Raw genomic sequence first — 16,622 nt, forward strand, 5'->3', positions numbered from 1 at the left:
GTTAAGAGTGTAGTAAGGCGAGTTCAGTATGGTGATCGCAGAGACAGGAGAATATCGTGGCGCGTTTGCATGGATATTGATCAAGAACTGAAGCAAGGGCGTTTTATCCAGCGCTTTGACGCTTCATTGCCCGCGCTTGCGGAAGTTCTTGATCGGTCCGCCCGAAATGCTGCAAAATTGCTGGGTGCATCCGCGGGGATGGTGGTGTTTGCCGGTCGCGAAACCATGTGGCCCCACGAATATGGAGGCGCTGATTGGGCCGGTTTGCCGCATGATGCACGCTTAGGCGCAGGCGCATTTCAGGCCGGGCCAGCGCCGGTTGCATCGGTGCTGCTCAACAATGTGGATGGCCGGTTTTATGCCGGTGCCGCGCTACGCACCGAGGATGGGGTTTGCCTTGGCACAATTTGGGTGCGCATTGATCGGCCCTGGGATGAGGGTGGCGTGTCGCCTTTGGCCACGCTGGAAAATTTAGCAACGACGCTGACGGCAGAAATCTCCTTGCACGCACGGTTGGCAGCACGGGACCGGCAATTGGCCGAATTCGCCTTTTGCCAGGATGTGAACGCGACGATTGCCCGCGCAGGCGATTTTCGTGACGGGTTAACGGGGCTGCTGCAGCGCTGGTGCCAGGATCTCGGCGCGGATTATTTTCTAGTACCGCAGTTGCGCCGAGACGGCGCAACATGCCGCTTCGTCGTCGGCGTCGCCGCACCCGGCGCGAGCGATGCGCTGGAGCAATCACTTGCGGCGTTGCTAGCTCAAGGGCCGGTTTCGATCGATCAAGTTGGGTGCGGCAGCTTGCTCCACGCTACCGACGATCAGGAAGCGCTTGTGGATACCGGCGTGATCGATCCCGGAACGCTGGCGGACGGGGACGTGCTCCGCGCCCTGGCGGCGGCTGGACTCCAGCGTCAATTGGCGGTGCCGCTCCTATTGGAGGGTCGGCGCTATGCCGTCGCGATCGGATTTTCGTGTCTGCCGGATGTGGATCGCGTGGCGGGAATGCTGCGCAAAATGGTGGTGTCGGTCACGCCTTTATTGCAGGGGCAGATGCGCGAATTCGCGCTGGAGCGATCACGATATCAGCTGGGCCGCGCCAATCGGGCGTTGCGGGCCTTGAGTGCCTGCAGCCAGGCGGTGACGCAGGCGGTGAGCGAGGCGGCGCTGATCGAGACGATTTGCAAAATTGTGGTGGAATCCGGTCAATACCGGTCGGCCTGGGTGAGCTTTGCCGAAGGCGGCCCGCAGCGGCGCTTGCGCATGGTGGCTGAGGCCGGCATTGGCGCCGATGATCTGCACCACGCCATCATGAGCTGGGGTGATGACCCTTATGGTCAGGGGCCAAGCGGGGTTGCGGTGCGGGAAAATCGGCCGGTGGTCCTGGCGGATTTGGTGCGCGCGCCGAGCTATGCGCCCTGGCGGCGCTTGGCGGTGGATTATGGATATGATGTGTGCGTGGCACTGCCATTGGCCTACCAGAACCAGAGCGACCATCAACATGGCGCTCAGCATGGCGACCGACCGGGCGCGGTTTTTGGGGCGCTGACGATTTGCGGCACCGCCGCGCATAGGCCGATTGAGGGCGCAGAACTTAATTTTCTGATCGAGCTGGCGTCTCAATTGGCGGCCGGCATCGAAATGCGCCGCGAGCGCGCCCAGGCGGCGCTGGCGATGATGCGCCAACAGGTCGAGCGCGATCGGGCAGAGGCGGCACGGCGGCTGAGCGAGCGGCGGTTAACCCAATTGCTCGATGCTAGCCCCACGGTAATTTACGCCCTGGAACCCGAACCCGGCGAGACCGATCCGGCCTTGTTCCGCGCGGTTGAAATCAGTTCAAATGTTGAGCGGCTGTTTGGCTATCGGGTGGAAGAGGCGCTCAGCACAGGCTGGTGGACGGCGCATATCCACCCGGCGGATCGGGCGGCGGCCATTGAGTGTAACCAACGGCTCCGGCATGTGCGCGCCGTCGTGCATCGATACCGGTTTGCCTTGCCGGATGGCACCTATCGCTGGGTGCGCGATGAAATGACCTTGCTGCGTGATGCGAATGGGCGACCCAAGCGGATTGTTGGGGCCTGGGTTGATATTACCGAGAAGCAGTCAGCGAACGAAGAAATTGATCGGTTGGCCTATTTCGACACGCTGACCGGCTTGGCCAATGAGCATCGCTGGCGGCAAAAACTGGCCAATGCCTTGTCGAGCCACGCGCGGGCCAGCGCGCACGATCCGGCAGCGCCCGAGGACATCACGTCGCAGCGCGCCGCTTGGGGGGTGTTTCTGCTCGAAATCGAGGGGCTGGCGCAGATTGGCGAAGTGTGGGGCCACGCCATTATCGATGCGGTGGAGGTTGAATGTGCGCGGCGGTTGAAAAACGGGCTACGCGCGAGCGATGAGCTCGCCCGGCTGCGATCTGGCCGGTTTGGCGTGATTTTATTTGGCGCATCCGGGCGGCCCGGTGCGCAAGCGGCAGCCCACGCTAGGCTGCGCGAGGTTGCCCGCCAACTCGCGACACAGATTGCAGCGCCGATCCCGGTTGGCGAGCGTATTTGCCACGTGACCGCGACGATTGGGATTGCAGCCTCCCCAAAAGACACAAGCCCGAACGACGCGAACCCAAAAGACGCCAACCAAGTCGAAGCCTTGATCCAATCGGCGGATATCGCGCTGAGTGCCGCGCGGCGCCAGGGCGAGGTGGTGCGCGCGGGCGGATTAATCGCGCAGTTCAGCCCGCCGATGCAGCAGGAGGTCAATGCGCGCTACGCGGTGGAATCCGAATTGCGTAGCGGCTTGGCAGATCAACGGTTCGAGCTTTGGTTGCAATCGCAAGTGGATCATGATGGGCGCGTGGTGGGCGCAGAGGCCTTATTGCGGTTGCGAACCGCCAGCGGTGCGCTAATTTCACCGGCGGATTTTATCCCCGTTGCTGAGGCAACTGGCTTGATCGGGCGAATAGGCGCGCTGGTGCGCGAGCAAGCCTGCGCGATTTTGGCGGCAACACCGATGGCGGTGCTGCCCCGATTATCGGTGAATGTCAGTCCGCGCGAGCTGCACCGCCCTGATTTCGTGCGCAATCTCTGCCAGCAAATCCGAGATGCGGGCGTCGCGCCGGGGCGTTTGGTCCTCGAAATCACCGAAAACTCCCTGATTGAGCGCCCGGAGGAAATCGTCGTCACGCTGGCCGCCTTGCGGGCTTTTGGGCTGAATTTATCGATCGATGATTTCGGCACGGGCTATTCCAGCCTCGCTTATTTGCATCGGCTACCCATCCAGGAGGTCAAGCTGGATCAGCGCTTTATCGGCGATTTGCCGGATCAGCGGCGCGGCGTTGGGCTGGTGGAGGCGATGCTGACCATGGCGCGGCGCTTGGGCTTTGATATTGTCGCCGAAGGGGTCGAGACCGAGGCGCAGGCGCAATTTTTGCGTCTGGCCGGCTGCCCGACATTGCAGGGATATTTGTTCGACCGGCCAACCCCGGCTGACGCGTGGCTCGCGCGGGCGGCCCAGCGCGCGCCCTCGCTCCCGGTGGCGCCGATCCTGGCCGCAATGCCTTGACGAAATCTCGATCCAGGCGGAGATTATTGCAGCACTGAGGAGAGAAACCATGAATGTCACCTTAAAAACAGCACCGCCTGCGGGGATTGATGCGGCGGAATGGAAAATTCGCTGCGATTTGGCGGCCTTATATCGGCTGGTCGCGCATTTTCGGATGACTGACTTCATCTATACCCATATCAGCGCCCGGCTGCCGGGGCCGGAGCATCATTTCCTGATCAATGATTATGGGGTGATGTTCCATGAGATGCGGGCGAGCGATCTGGTCAAGATCGATCTGGATGGCAACCGGGTCGAAACGCCGGGCCAAACCGGCAAACGGGTCAATCAGGCCGGGTTCACCATCCATTCGGCGATTCATATGGCGCGCCCGGATTTGATGTGTGTGGTGCATACCCATACCGCTGCGGGCATCGCGGTCGCCGCTCAGGAGCATGGCTTACTGCCGATCAGCCAGCACGCGCTGAAATTCTATGGCTGCCTCTCCTATCACGGCTATGAGGGCATCGCGCTCGATTTGGATGAGCGCGAGCGCATCGTCGCGGATTTGGGACAGAACAAGGCAATGATTTTGCGCAATCACGGCTTGTTGGTCGGCGGCGGCAGTATTGCCGAGGCGTTTTTGGAAATTTATTTCCTGGAACGCGCCTGCCAGGCCCAGGTCGCAGCCCTGTCGGGCGGCGCAAAATTGGTGGTGCCGCCGCCTGAAGTGTGTGAGCACACCGCCGCGCAATATCGCATGGACGCGCCCAACCGCGCCGGCCACGCCGAGATGGCATGGCAATCAGCCCTGCGTCTGGTCGATGACGGTGCCAGCCGGGCAATCGGCGAGTATTGGACCTGAGACCCCTTCAACAGCATCGGGGCTGGATCGTCAGATCTATGTTTAAATCGGCCTTTGTGTTAACAATAGAGAGCGGTTTTGAGAAGCCGCGTTTGGCGCGCAACTTGATCCGATCAGTTGATTCCACCTGATCGGATGTTGCTTTTTATCGGTTCGCTTTGCTTTATTTTAGGGGAACGGAGATCCATCAATGCTTTACGACAATGTCATTGCGATATTGAAATCGCTTGAAGATCCTTCGCTGTTCGGGCCTCAAATCGGCCCGAAATATGCACTACGGCTGAAAATGTTGTTCGACGAGATGAATAACCGCCAAGCTATCGATCAAGCCGTATCGCTTGGCAATTACCTAGTCCATTCCGAGGCAAACAAACGGCATCGCGCGGCTCTTCGCGCTGTTTTGCTCGGCGAATTCGTGGCGAAACGGCAGCCCGTTGCCATACGTGACACGCTGTTAAGGAAATATCAGAAGTTGACCACCGATCAGCTCAAGCAGTGTTTCCCGCAATTACTGCCGGCATTCGCTGATAACGGAAAGCGTCTCGCTTGGGCGCCGGAAAATTTCTCTGATCCCGCAACACTACGTGACTTCCTCGAGGCAAAAGACTGGAGCAAGGCCACGATTCCGTCGTATATGTTCTTTGTCCATACGGTAAGGCATCCGAGCGTGTGGATCGACAATCCGATCATCACGATGCGTGATTGGACCGCCATCAGCATGAGCGTGTTGAGCAGTCAAAAGCCGCGCGCCTATACCAATCACGGCCTCATCCTCGGCGTTCCCGTCAATAACATTCTATCGGCCTCGCCATCCGACCAATGGTTTGACAATTACGCTGGCACCAACAAGTCGGTGAAGGCCACACCCGGTCACTCGATGGCGCAGCATATCATTGAAAAGAACCTGATGATCGGCGGCTTGCTCACCCCTCAACAGATCGTGCGGATGCAAGGCGGCGCTGAGGCCAGAGATCACTCAGCCGGAACGAGCCTGACCGAACATAACGAAATCGTCGTCACGGGCCTTGCCGGGCAACCACTCCCGTTTGGTACAACAGGATCTCTAACACTCAAAGCCTATTTTATTCAAACCAAAATCGATGGTTCATTTCCGTCAACCTTCTATCGTTCTCAGGGCAAACCCACCGAAATCGAGGCACTTCTCAAAAAATATGCCAAACATTTCAACGTTCCATTGTTATACTTGCCCGCACCCGATGAATATTTCCAGTCGAAAGGCTTGCCGCCAGTATGATCAATCACGATTGGTCGTTCAGCAAAACACGTTGATATCAAATTCGCCTTCCGGGATGATCTCGGCGGACCAGGCCTCAACCATCTAATCGCGGATCGGGGTTGATATTCAACAGCGGTAGAATTCGTTCGGCTAACGCTATGGGGTCGTCCGTCTTGATCCGCTGATCGAGGATCAGCGTGGCGAGGCCATGAACAATCGACCATGATCCCAGCGCAAGAATTTCAGCATTTTCAGCGCCGACGCATCGAGCCGCACGATCAGCCAATACCGCAAACGTGGTCGGGCTGATGGCCGCCCGATCAATGGTTCCGCTGAACATCAACCGTACCAAATTCGGGTTGGCGATGGCGAATTGCACATATGCCACCCCTTGTTGGCGCAGCGCCGTGCGATCATCGGGGTGTTGATCAGCGGCGCGTAGCGCCGCTTCGAGGGCCGCAAAGCCGTCGGCGGCAATGGCGGTGAGCAAAGCTTCTTTATCAGCGAAATGGCGATACGTGGCGGTGGCCGAAACACCGGCTTCGCGCGCCGTCGCGCGTAAGGTGAGTGCCGCAAGGCCGTGCTCGCGCAGTAAGGCTCCACCCGCTTTGATCAAGCTTTGGCGCAAATCACCGTGATGATATTTTGATGTTGACATTGTAAACTTTAGCCTTTATGTTAACGTTGTAAACATGATAGGTGCCACGATGATGGAACAAGCACAAGCTGTCGATCTATCCGATTACCCCAATTTGACCGTGGTGATTTTGGGTATGAAGGTAACGCGGCTGGTTGGGGTTCGCACTTTGCTAGGGCTTGGTCGCTCGATTTCGGCCATGGCACACGCCCGCCCGGACGGGCTGTTGCATCATGAGACGTTCTTATGGCGGCTGGATCATGTTGGCATTCGGCAATATTGGCGGGACTTTGAGGCGTTGGAGCGGTTCACCCGCAGCGAACCGCACAAAAGCTGGTGGCGCAATTTCAGCCGAGATCCGGCCGGCACGGGGTTTTGGCACGAGGCCTATCAGCGCGGCGGTGGGATGGAGGGGATTTATCTCGGCATGCCGCAAAAGTTGGGCCTTAGCACATTCGCCCCGCTCCGAGCGCGCAAGGGCACCTATGCGTCATCGCGCCAACGACTGAACCAGAAACCAGACCACAACATAAATCAAGAACGCGACCAGCCGGACGGCACTACGCTCAGATGATTTCGATATCCGGGAACGGGAAAATCATATGGCCACCGCCAGCGAGGAATTCGGCTTCGCGCTGGATGATCCCCTCTTTGAAATGCCAGGGCAGAACCAGGAAATAATCGGGCCGCATCGCCCGCGCCTCGGCTTCTGAGATGATGGGGATGGCCGTGCCGGGGGTAAAAGCGCCGAATTTATCGGGGTTGACCTCGGCAATCGCTGCCAGCTCGGCGGTGGTGATGCCACAGAATTGCAGCAACACATTGCCTTTGGTCGACGCGCCATAGCCCAGCACGGTTTTGCCATCCGCCGCCAGAGTTTTGAGCAAACGCTGCAAATCCGCCCGATGGCGAAATACCCGGTCTTCAAACTCGCGATAGGGCCGGGGCGTGTTCAGCCCCATGCGCTCTTCCTGGCCCAGCAGCCAATCAATGACCGCGCGTGACCCCTCACGCGGATCATCCTGGCGAACGGCGGTCACGGCAAAGCTACCGCCATTGACCGCGTTCATTTTCACATCAAAAACCCGCATGCCAGCGGCTGCCAGAATATGCACCACCACGCCGAGGGAATAATATTCCAAATGCTCGTGGCAAATAGTGTCATAGGCGTTGGTGCGCAGCATGGACGGCATATAGCTTTGCTCGAAATGCCAAACCCCGCCGGGGGCCAGCACCGCCTCGATCTCGCGGGCAAAGCCGATCGGGTCTTCCAAATCATAGAACATCGCAATCGAGGTCACGATCTTGGCTTGCGCCGCACCGGTAGCGCGGAACGCGGCAGCGGAGAAAAAATCCGGCACCAGCGTGATGTCATCATCATAAAAGGCGCGGAATTTGGCCCCGGTCGGGTCGATGCCGATGCGTTTGAGGCTCGGCGTTTGATAGGCTTTCAGCGAGGTCGCGTCATTACTGCCGATGTCCAGCACCGTGTCATGCGGGGCGAGGCCCGCGAGGCGTTCAAGATTATGGATTTTCTGGGTCAGATGCCGCACCATGCTTTGGTTCAGGCCGGAGCGGTAGCCGTAATTATCGCCATACATTTCGCCGAGATCATAGGAATGATCGAGCTGCACCAGCCCGCTATCGGGGCACCAGACCAGCCGTAACGGGCCGGTGGTAATCGCCGCCGCCGGATCGCGCGGGAACACGCCGGTGAGCGCTTGTTCGCCGAGATCAAGGATAGGGACCAAGGATTTGCTCGCTGACACCCGGCATTTCTGCAAAGCGGTATAATTTCCCATGAGGTCTAGGGCTCCTGTCACGTTGATCCGCGTGATCAATATGCTGATCGCGCGGCGCTGTATATCCTGGACCTATCCGGGCCGGGGCCAGGGCGTTTAGGGTGCATCAAGCAACACGCCTTGGCTGGTGCCGGTAACGGCGGCTTCGCCGGTGGCATCCAACGTCAAAGCGCCGGTGCAGGTGACGATGGTGCCGGTGCCTGGCTTGGCGGTCAAATCCGTAACCGTCCAGGTGATGGTGGCGTGCGCATTCATCGGCACCGGGCGGCGAAAGCGAAAGGTGAACCCCATGCCCACCGTCGGGCCAAATTGGGCGAAATGGCTCGCGGTCAGCCCCATCATCAGCGCCGTGGTTTGGGTGCCTGAGGCAATCAGCCCGCCGAAGCGGGAGTTTTGCGCCGCTGTTTCATCGTGATGCAGCGGGTTCAGATCGCCGGCGGCGCGGGCAAAGGCTTGCGAGGAGGCGGTGTCGAAATAATGTTTGATGCTGAATTGATCGCCGATTTTAACGCGCATGGGGGCAGGGGCTCCTGAACAAGGATGTTTTCAGCCGATATCATGCGTCAAATGTGTTTTGTGAGCAATTTCATGACGTTGATTGGGCATGATGGCCAGCGCCGCCGGGCTTGACGCGCCGACGCGGTGATCTTGCCCGCCACCGCGATAAGTGGCAGTCACGCGACGTGATTTCGCTTTCGCTCACGCGCGCCGATCACGCAGCCGGTTAGGCTGGCCGTCGATCGGGCTGGAGCAAATTTTTAATCTATTGAAGGGAATGGTTGTGGCGTTCAAACCGTTGCGCAAAGCAGTTCTTCCAGTCGCGGGGCTCGGGACGCGGTTTTTGCCGGCGACCAAGGCGATCCCGAAAGAGATGCTGCCAGTGGTCGATCGCCCGTTGATCCAATACGCGATCGATGAGGCGCGCGCGGCAGGCATCGAACAGTTTTGTATGGTCACCGGCCGTGGAAAAACCGCCCTGATCGACCATTTCGATATTGCCTTCGAGGTCGAGCAGAATTTGGCCGCGCGCGGCAAAGACGAGGCCTTGGCTATGCTGCGCTCGGCGGCGATGGCACCGGGGTCGATTGTCACGGTGCGCCAGCAAGTGCCGCTGGGGCTGGGCCATGCCATTTGGTGCGCGCGGGCCTTTATCGGCGATGATCCGTTCGCCATTTTGCTGCCCGATGATTTGGTGCTGAGCGACACGCCGTGCTTGCAGCAGCTTGCCGATGTGTATCGCGAAACCGGTGGTAATGTCGTCGCGATTGAGGAAGTGCCGATGGCGCATGTCAATCGCTATGGCGTGCTGAAAACCGGCGCGATTGAGGGGAGTTTGGTCGAGGTTCTGGGGTTGGTTGAAAAGCCCCAGCCGGAGGTCGCGCCCTCGAACCTGTCGATCATCGGGCGGTATGTGTTGCGCCCGGAAGTGATCGGTCATTTGGCGCGGATGGAGCGCGGGGCGGGCGGCGAGGTGCAGCTGACGGACGCGATGGCGAAAATGATTGGGAACGCGCCGTTCCATGGCCTGAAATTCGATGGCAGGCGGTTTGACTGCGGCGACAAGGTCGGGTTTTTGGAGGCGCAGATCGCGTTTGCTTTGCAACGGCCCGATTTGGCGGCGGCAGTGCGGGAATTCTTGAAACAATATCAGGTGGATTGACGATGGATTTCGCTCATCAGTTTCCGGCGAGCGTGCTGCGCGAATATGATATTCGCGGTATTGTCGGCGAGACGCTGCACAGCGCCGACGCCTTTGCGATTGGGCGGTGTTTTGGCTCTTTGATCGCGCGCGCGGGCGGCAACCGCGTGGCGGTGGGGCGCGATGGGCGGCTATCCTCGCCCAGCCTGTCGGCGGCGCTGATCGAAGGGTTGATGGCGAGCGGCATGCAGGTTTTGGATATTGGCTGTGGGCCAACGCCGATGCTGTATTTCGCCGCGACGACGGAAAATATGGACGGCGCGGTGATGGTGACCGGCAGCCATAATCCGGCCAATTACAATGGCTTCAAGATGATGCGCGGCAAAAAGCCATTTTTTGGCGCGGACATCCAAGCCCTCGGCCAGATGGCCGCCACCGGCGAGGTGGTCGCCCAAACCACTGGCGGTTGCGTTCGCCGCGATGTGAGCGAGGCCTATGTGGCGCGGATTGCGCAGGATTGGCAGGGCGGCACCGCGCGGCTGAAAATCGTATGGGACCCGGGCAATGGCTCGGCGGGCGATGTGCTGGCGGACCTGGTCAAGCGTTTGCCGGGCGAGCATTTGATCATCAACGGCGCCATCGATGGCCGGTTTCCCGCCCACCACCCGGACCCGACGGTGCCGCGCAATCTCGAACAGCTGATTACCGCCGTGCGCAAGCGCGAGGCCGATATTGGCATTGCCTTTGATGGCGATGCCGACCGGATCGGGCTGGTCGATGACACGGGCGAGATCTTATTCGGCGATCAGTTTTTGATTTTGCTCGCGCGCGATGTGCTCACGCGCCATCCGGGGGCGACAATTATCGCCGATGTGAAGGCCAGCCAGACCTTGTTCGATGAGGTCAAAGCGGCGGGCGGCGTGCCGCTGATGTGGAAAACCGGCCATTCGCTGATCAAGGCGAAAATGGCGGAAACCGGGGCACCTTTGGCCGGCGAAATGTCCGGCCATATTTTCTTTGCGGATCATTGGTATGGGTTTGATGATGCGCTGTATGCCGCCGTGCGGGTGTTGAACGCGCTGATCGCGTCCGGCGCCAGCCTGTCCACGTTCCGGCGCGGCTTGCCGCCGGTATTGAACACGCCGGAATTGCGGTTCGATTGCGTGGAAGATCGGAAATTCGCGGTGGTCGAAGAAGTGGCCGCCCGGCTGCGCGCCGATGGCGCCTCGGTCACCGAAACCGATGGGGTGCGGGTGAACACCGAGGATGGTTGGTGGCTGCTGCGCGCCTCAAACACCCAAGCCGTGCTGGTGGCGCGCGCTGAAGCCCATTCGCCGGAAGGGTTGCAGCGGCTGAAAAGCGTGCTCGCGACGCAATTGGCCGCATCAGGACTGGCGCCCGATTTCTCCGGCAGCAATGAGGGGCATTAAGCTAAAAGCGGGCCTAATTTTTGCGGGCCAGCGGCGCGATGAATTGCGGCTCGGTGTCCCACGGGAACAAAATCCAGGTATCTTGCGAAACCTCGGTGATGAAGCTGTCAACCAAGTTTTTGCCCGCCGGTTTGGCATAGAGCGTTGCGAAATGCGCGCGCGGCAACAGGCCCCGCACCACGCGCGCCGTGGTGCCGGTATCGACCAGATCATCAATGATCAAAAAGCCACTGCCATCGCCGGCGGCGGCGGGGAGTTTGGTGATTGCGGGCGTGCCGCGCGCTTCCTCATCATAGGTCACGATGGAAACGGTCTCGATCAGCCGGCATTCAAGCTCGCGGGCAATGATCGCGGCAGGGATCAGCCCCCCGCGGGTGATCGCAACGATGCCGGTGAAGGGTGGCAGGGCCAGCAAGCGCCAGGCGAGAGCTTTGGCATCGCGATGCAGTTGCTCCCAGGAGACCGTGTAATAATGGGTCGCCATTAAAACAGACGGCCGCCATCGGGCACGGCGAAATCGGGGCGGATCAGCACCACAGCACCGTTCTCATCGGGCATGCCCAGCGTCAGCACTTCGGAGAGAAACGGGCCGATTTGGCGCGGCGGAAAATTCACCACCGCGCAAACTTGCCGGCCAATCAGCCGGTCCGGCGGGTAATGCACCGTTATTTGGGCGGAGGAGCGTTTGATACCAATCTCGCCACCGAAATCGATCCAAAGCTTGATCGCGGGTTTGCGCGCCTCGGCGAAGGGTTGGGCGTCGGTAATCGTGCCGACGCGGATGTCGATACGGTCGAAATCATCCATCGTGATCATGTGACGCTGTTCCCCCAAGGCCGTGAGACCCAAGGGATTGGTCAAGGGGGCGCGCTTGTCAATCGCTCGCTCAGGTCTGCCGGAAATAATTGCCGAGAACGAAGCCGAACAGGCCGATCAAGCCAATACTGATGAAGGTTTCCAATTGGCCAAGGATCGCGAAATTAGCCCCAATCGCGAAACCATCCGGCACCGAGGCCAGCATTTTACCAAGGCTGAAGGCAAAACATTGGCTGAGCGTTGCGGGGTGCGCGCCGCCGCTATGGAGCACGGCGATCGCATCGGTGGCCCAATAAAGGAGCGCAAATCCAACGATGGTTGCGAGCATGCTGAGCAAAACCTGCCGAACGCTGGTGCCAAAGCGGCACAGCGCATCCGCAATCAGGAGTTCGAGATAAGTCGGCAAGGCCGCGATCATTTTTCGGCGCAGCGCCGCAGCACTGGGAGGAGATATTTTGTTAATCACCGCCTCGGCGCGGGCGATATGGCGCACCTGATCCGGGCGCAGACTGCGGCGCTCCATCCGTTTGGCCGCGACATAGGCCTCGGCGGAATCGCGATATAATCCATTGGCAGCGAGCAGGGCGGATAGTTTGCGGTAAATCCCCGCGGCCTCGACCGGCGCAATCGCGACATAATGGGCCATGCGGTGCGAAAACCCATTTCTCTCCGCCGGATCGGCGATGCGGGTGGCGGCGCGCTGGAGAAATTTCGCATAGGCAATGGGATCAGCCTGAACGATGGCGTTATCGCCCAGGCTTTCCCATTCAACATCACATCCCGAAAGATCGGCCCGGTGCAGCGAGCAATGATGCAGGCGGGTGCGCTCGAACACCACGTTGCGGCGGAACACCGCGCGATAGAAATCGCAATCGGTGAGGCTTGCGCCGGCGAAGCTGGTTTCATTGAATTCGGCATAGCGAAAATCGCATTGGTCAAGGATCGCATCTCGGAACGCGACCTTGTGAAAGCGCGCAGCGCGGAAATCAGCGTTCTGGATCGGCTGACCGTTTGTGGCGATGCCCGCGATCCGCAAATTGTTCAAGTCGAGATTGGAAAAATCGCCATCACTGAGATCATACGCGGTGAGATCAAGCATGATGGCCGGATCGCGGCTGGCCAACAGCGCAAGCAGGCCGGTACGGTCAAGCTTGGCACGGTCAAGCTTAGTGCGATCATTCATGCCCAATGCTCGGCAAGGATGCGCGGCAGGTCGGTCAGATCCGGGGTGATGATCACATCGGCGGCGCTGCGATCAAATCCCGGTTGCGCGGCCTCGTTATGCCGGTCAACCCAGAGGGTGGTGCAGCCAAGGCGTTTGGCCGCGATGATATCGTCGGTGAAATTATCGCCGATATGAATGATCGCGGCGGGTGCGCAGCCGGTTTGCGCAAACAGGCGCTGGAATATGGCGGGATCGGGTTTGCAGGCCCGCACATCGGAGGAGAAAATGATCGTGCCGAACTGCGCCAAAAAGCCGAATGCGCGCAACTCCGCCATGGTGTAAGCGCGCTGGGTATTTGAGCAAATGGCAAGCTTCCATGACGCGGCGAGGTGCTGAACCGCCGCCAAGGCGCCGGGCACCGGGGTGAGATTGGTGGTAGCCGCGCGCAGCACCAAAGCCGCCTGCGCGAGCAGATTGGCGTTGATCGGTGATCCCAGCGCGGTGGCGAGAATCACCAGAATATCAACATCGGGCGTCAGCGAAGGGTTTGCGGCCAGCGCGCTTTCGGTCAGCGCCGTGACGCGCTGATGCAACGTCTCCGCCGCGATGATGATGCCATGATACGCGAGAAAGCGGGCGAGCAGCGCAAAGGCTTCCGGGCGGTCTTTGTCCTCCTCGATATCGAGCAGGGTGCGGAAAACATCAAACGAGAGCAAGCGTGGCGGAGCGCTCAATCATCCTGCCCTTCGAAGGCGCTGAGCGGGGCGTGCTGGGCGGCGGCGCGGTGTGCGAGATAGGCCATGACTCGCCGATAGCTGGCCGCACCTTTGCTGGCAATCCATTCCTGGCGCATTTGCTCCGGGCCAGACACTTTCAGCAGCGTGGTGGGGGTATAGAGCTGCGTCGGCGGGGTCAAAGCCGCGTGTTTTTCCATCGCGGCGGCAAATTCGGGCGTGAGCAATTTGCCAACGGCGCCGGCTTTGCGGCGTAGCGTGCGGGTGAGCGAACATGTGCCCGGATTGATCGCCATGGCGGTTCGATAAGGCCGGATCACGAAGGGCGCGAGATCAGGCCGGTTTGACCAAATGCCGTTGATGATTTTGGCGTTCTGATCCCATTGCGACATTGGCGGCACGTTGGTGATGGCTTCGATGGTGCGCATCACATCGACCTGCGAATAGGGCTTGGTGATCAGCACGCCGCGCTTGATCCATGGGCCGTAGGCGGTGAGAAATGTGCGATGCGCATCGATATGGTCCGCACCGGATTGAGCGTCATCCTCCGTTACCAACACCGCCATATGGGCCCAGGCTTTGGTGTGGGAGAGGGCCGCGAGGATTTCGCCCGTCGCGTGATCATTGTTCGCAACGAAATAATCCGGCGTGTAATAGCACGGGTTACGCCCTGCCGTGTGATCATCTGGCAGATAAATATAAATAAAGTGCGGCAGATTATTTTGATGCGCCTTGATCCAGCGCGCGGCAATGCCAGCACGGGTGGTGTCAAGGATCATCCGATCCCATTCGGGATATCCCAAATCTGAGGCCGCCTGGATGTTCGGCCTCACATCACCGCCGCGATTGCGGGCGATGAACTCGCCAAAATTCTCGAATGCGACATGGTGACGCGCCAGATCATCAAACAGGAACCGGCCATTTGGATAGGAAATCCAAGGGTTGGTGGCAGGGCGGGCAAGTTTGCCGAGGTCGGTTACGTCCGAATACGGGTTGTCATTATCGTGATGGGCGGCAGGGGCGGCGAGCGGCTGGGTCCAGCCGGGATTCCCCTGCAAGCCACGATTAGAATAATATTGGCCCCAGCTTCGCTGCACAAAATCCGAATCAGCGGCGGCGGTGGTCCATTGATGGCCTTGGGCGGTCACTTCGCCGTCCGCATCAAAATCGGTGAACAAAGCACCGTGACGCGCCATGGCATAAAGGTTTGGCAGTTGCGCCGCGCCATAGAGATTGAGTTTGGGGTCAGCCCAATGACCGAGGCCGGGATAGCGGCCAAATTCCTCATCGAAGGTTTTGTTTTCGCGCAAAATCAGCACGATGGTGTGGATTTTGTGCTGTAATTCGGGGGTCAGCGCCGCGTTGCGCGCCGCTCGGTGCGCGCGTTGGGCTGGCGTGAAGCCATCATTGGTCAGCGCGGCAATGCTGTCAGCCGTGCGAATGGTTGGCGCGGGATCACGCGGGATGCGCTGGAGCAAGCCGTGGATCATATTGCCCACCCATTGCCCGCGCAGGTTTGGCCCGGCGCCGAAACCTTTGGCCGCGATTACCAGCACCGCATGCGGCGTGGCCGCAAGAGCGGTGGGATACCAGCCGGTCGGCGCAAGGCCCAGCACCGCGCCGGATTTGGTATCGATGGTCGCGACATCATCATTGCCGGCATTGGCAACGAACAGCCGCGTGCCGATCAGGGCGAGGCCATCCGGCTCGGTTCCCGCTGCCGCACCTTGGTAGGGGCGCAAATCGATCCGGCGCATGATCCGCCGCGTGGTAGTGTTGATTTCAACCACCGCATCGCCATTCGCCAAGGCCACATAGAGATGCGGCGCAGACCGGCGGGCCGCCAGCGCGATCGGATGCAGGCCGGCCTCGATGGAATGCGCGGTCAGCGCAGGCCCGATTTGCACCCGGCCCAGGCGCACAAACCGCGCGGTATCAATCAGGGTGACAGCGTTAGCCCCCCACAGCGAAACGGCGAGCACGCGGCCATGATCCGCCAGCGCCAGCGCGTTCGGGTAGGGGCCGACATTCAGATAGCGCGTGGTGCCGTTGGTGATGTTGATGCGGGCCACATTATTCGCGAGCAGGCCCGCCACATAAAGATAATGCCCCTGCGCCGCCAGGGCCGCGGGATAAAAATGACGCGGCTTTTTGCTGCGCATGCCTTGATAGACATAAGGATATTGGCTGCGCGGGAAGGGCTGTGCGGCCAGGGTGTAGCGGTGAATGATGGTGGGTGTGCCGTTCGCCAGCTTCATGGCGAGCACATCATTGGTCGCCCCGCCCGCCGCATAGAAAACGCCGTGCTTGGCGATCAGGCCTTGGAAGAAATTCTGGCCTTTAACCACGGCTCCAGCGTCACCGGGCGCGCTCTTGAGGCCCCGCAGCACGCCGGAAACCTGACCCAAACGGGCTAGGGTTTGCGAATTGTAAAAACTGATCGTTTGCGCGCCGGTCGCGCCATTGGACAGCACCGCAACGACATGCTGGGCCACAGCGATGCCGGTGGGAAAATTCGGCGTGCCGGTGATCAGCCCGACCGGCGCGACCAAGCGCCCCGTTGGCAAAATATGACTATAGGCGGCTTGATTTTGCGCGGTGATGCGCACCGGCGCTGGCGGCGTAATGCCCGAATGATCGGGCGCCGCAGCCGGCTTTTGCACAGGCCCGGCCTGCGCAATGCCGGTTAAGGCGGCCACTGACGGCCAAGCGAAAGCGAGCATGGCGATAATCAGACCGGTGCGGCGATTGCGGATCAACATA

General features: G+C 60.0%; 14 protein-coding genes. 6 read left to right on the forward strand and 8 right to left on the reverse strand.

Annotated features, from left to right (window positions below; translation table 11 throughout):
* Positions 1-69: 69 nt before the first annotated feature.
* The 3 genes from ACYUCQ_RS08195 (at position 70) to ACYUCQ_RS08205 (ending at position 5,654) form a co-directional block, all read left to right on the forward strand.
* Entirely contained in the window at positions 70-3,555 is a 3,486-nt protein-coding gene (locus ACYUCQ_RS08195; RefSeq protein WP_460254031.1) for an EAL domain-containing protein, read from the forward strand.
* 49 nt (positions 3,556-3,604) lie between these two features.
* Positions 3,605-4,399: a class II aldolase/adducin family protein gene (locus ACYUCQ_RS08200; RefSeq protein ID WP_460254032.1), complete on the forward strand. Its 795-nt coding sequence runs from the start codon at positions 3,605-3,607 to the stop codon at positions 4,397-4,399.
* Positions 4,400-4,589: 190 nt separating this feature from the next.
* Positions 4,590-5,654 (forward strand): hypothetical protein, encoded by a 1,065-nt coding sequence (locus tag ACYUCQ_RS08205; RefSeq protein ID WP_460254033.1) that lies wholly within the window; start codon positions 4,590-4,592, stop codon positions 5,652-5,654.
* Between the two features lie 76 nt (positions 5,655-5,730).
* Here the strand turns inward: ACYUCQ_RS08205 and ACYUCQ_RS08210 are convergent, their stop codons facing one another.
* Positions 5,731-6,294: a TetR/AcrR family transcriptional regulator gene (locus ACYUCQ_RS08210; protein WP_460254034.1), complete on the reverse strand. Its 564-nt coding sequence runs from the start codon at positions 6,292-6,294 to the stop codon at positions 5,731-5,733.
* Positions 6,295-6,343: 49 nt separating this feature from the next.
* Between ACYUCQ_RS08210 and ACYUCQ_RS08215 the strand changes: the two genes are divergently transcribed.
* The gene (locus ACYUCQ_RS08215) at positions 6,344-6,847 is read left to right on the forward strand and encodes a DUF4188 domain-containing protein (RefSeq protein WP_460254035.1); all 504 of its coding nucleotides are present in this window, start codon (positions 6,344-6,346) and stop codon (positions 6,845-6,847) included.
* Here ACYUCQ_RS08215 and ACYUCQ_RS08220 read toward each other — a convergent pair.
* Together ACYUCQ_RS08220 and ACYUCQ_RS08225 are read right to left on the reverse strand one after the other, a co-directional pair.
* Positions 6,840-8,075, reverse strand: coding sequence for a class I SAM-dependent methyltransferase (locus ACYUCQ_RS08220; RefSeq protein ID WP_460254036.1), 1,236 nt, complete (start codon positions 8,073-8,075; stop codon positions 6,840-6,842). The two genes, ACYUCQ_RS08215 and ACYUCQ_RS08220, sit on opposite strands and share 8 nt — an antisense overlap.
* Before the next feature lie 96 nt (positions 8,076-8,171).
* Positions 8,172-8,591 carry a MaoC family dehydratase gene (locus ACYUCQ_RS08225; RefSeq protein ID WP_460254037.1) on the reverse strand — a complete coding sequence of 140 codons (420 nt, stop codon included), beginning with the start codon at positions 8,589-8,591 and terminating at the stop codon, positions 8,172-8,174.
* A gap of 259 nt (positions 8,592-8,850) precedes the next feature.
* On the opposite strand from ACYUCQ_RS08225, the gene galU reads away from it, so the two are divergent.
* Together galU and pgmG are read left to right on the forward strand one after the other, a co-directional pair.
* Positions 8,851-9,735 carry a UTP--glucose-1-phosphate uridylyltransferase GalU gene (gene galU, locus ACYUCQ_RS08230; protein ID WP_460254149.1) on the forward strand — a complete coding sequence of 295 codons (885 nt, stop codon included), beginning with the start codon at positions 8,851-8,853 and terminating at the stop codon, positions 9,733-9,735.
* Positions 9,736-9,737: 2 nt separating this feature from the next.
* A complete protein-coding gene (gene pgmG, locus ACYUCQ_RS08235; RefSeq protein WP_460254038.1) occupies positions 9,738-11,144 on the forward strand; it encodes a phosphoglucomutase/phosphomannomutase PgmG in 1,407 nt (468 codons plus the stop codon).
* Between the two features lie 13 nt (positions 11,145-11,157).
* Here the strand turns inward: pgmG and gpt are convergent, their stop codons facing one another.
* From gpt to ACYUCQ_RS08260, 5 genes are all read right to left on the reverse strand, one after another.
* Positions 11,158-11,628, reverse strand: a complete 471-nt coding sequence (gene gpt / locus ACYUCQ_RS08240) for a xanthine phosphoribosyltransferase (protein WP_460254039.1) — start codon at positions 11,626-11,628, stop codon at positions 11,158-11,160.
* A complete protein-coding gene (locus ACYUCQ_RS08245) occupies positions 11,628-11,960 on the reverse strand; it encodes a tRNA-binding protein (protein ID WP_460254040.1) in 333 nt (110 codons plus the stop codon). The genes gpt and ACYUCQ_RS08245 overlap by 1 nt, the downstream gene beginning before the upstream one ends.
* A 70-nt stretch (positions 11,961-12,030) precedes the next feature.
* Positions 12,031-13,143 carry a pentapeptide repeat-containing protein gene (locus tag ACYUCQ_RS08250; RefSeq protein WP_460254041.1) on the reverse strand — a complete coding sequence of 371 codons (1,113 nt, stop codon included), beginning with the start codon at positions 13,141-13,143 and terminating at the stop codon, positions 12,031-12,033.
* A complete protein-coding gene (locus ACYUCQ_RS08255) occupies positions 13,140-13,859 on the reverse strand; it encodes an HAD family hydrolase (RefSeq protein WP_460254042.1) in 720 nt (239 codons plus the stop codon). The genes ACYUCQ_RS08250 and ACYUCQ_RS08255 overlap by 4 nt, the downstream gene beginning before the upstream one ends.
* The gene (locus ACYUCQ_RS08260; protein WP_460254043.1) at positions 13,856-16,621 is read right to left on the reverse strand and encodes a bifunctional YncE family protein/alkaline phosphatase family protein; all 2,766 of its coding nucleotides are present in this window, start codon (positions 16,619-16,621) and stop codon (positions 13,856-13,858) included. Before ACYUCQ_RS08260 ends, ACYUCQ_RS08255 begins: the two co-directional genes overlap by 4 nt.
* Between the last annotated feature and the right edge of the window lies 1 nt (position 16,622).

The sequence above is a fragment of the Acidiphilium sp. MT5 genome, assembly GCF_054767495.1.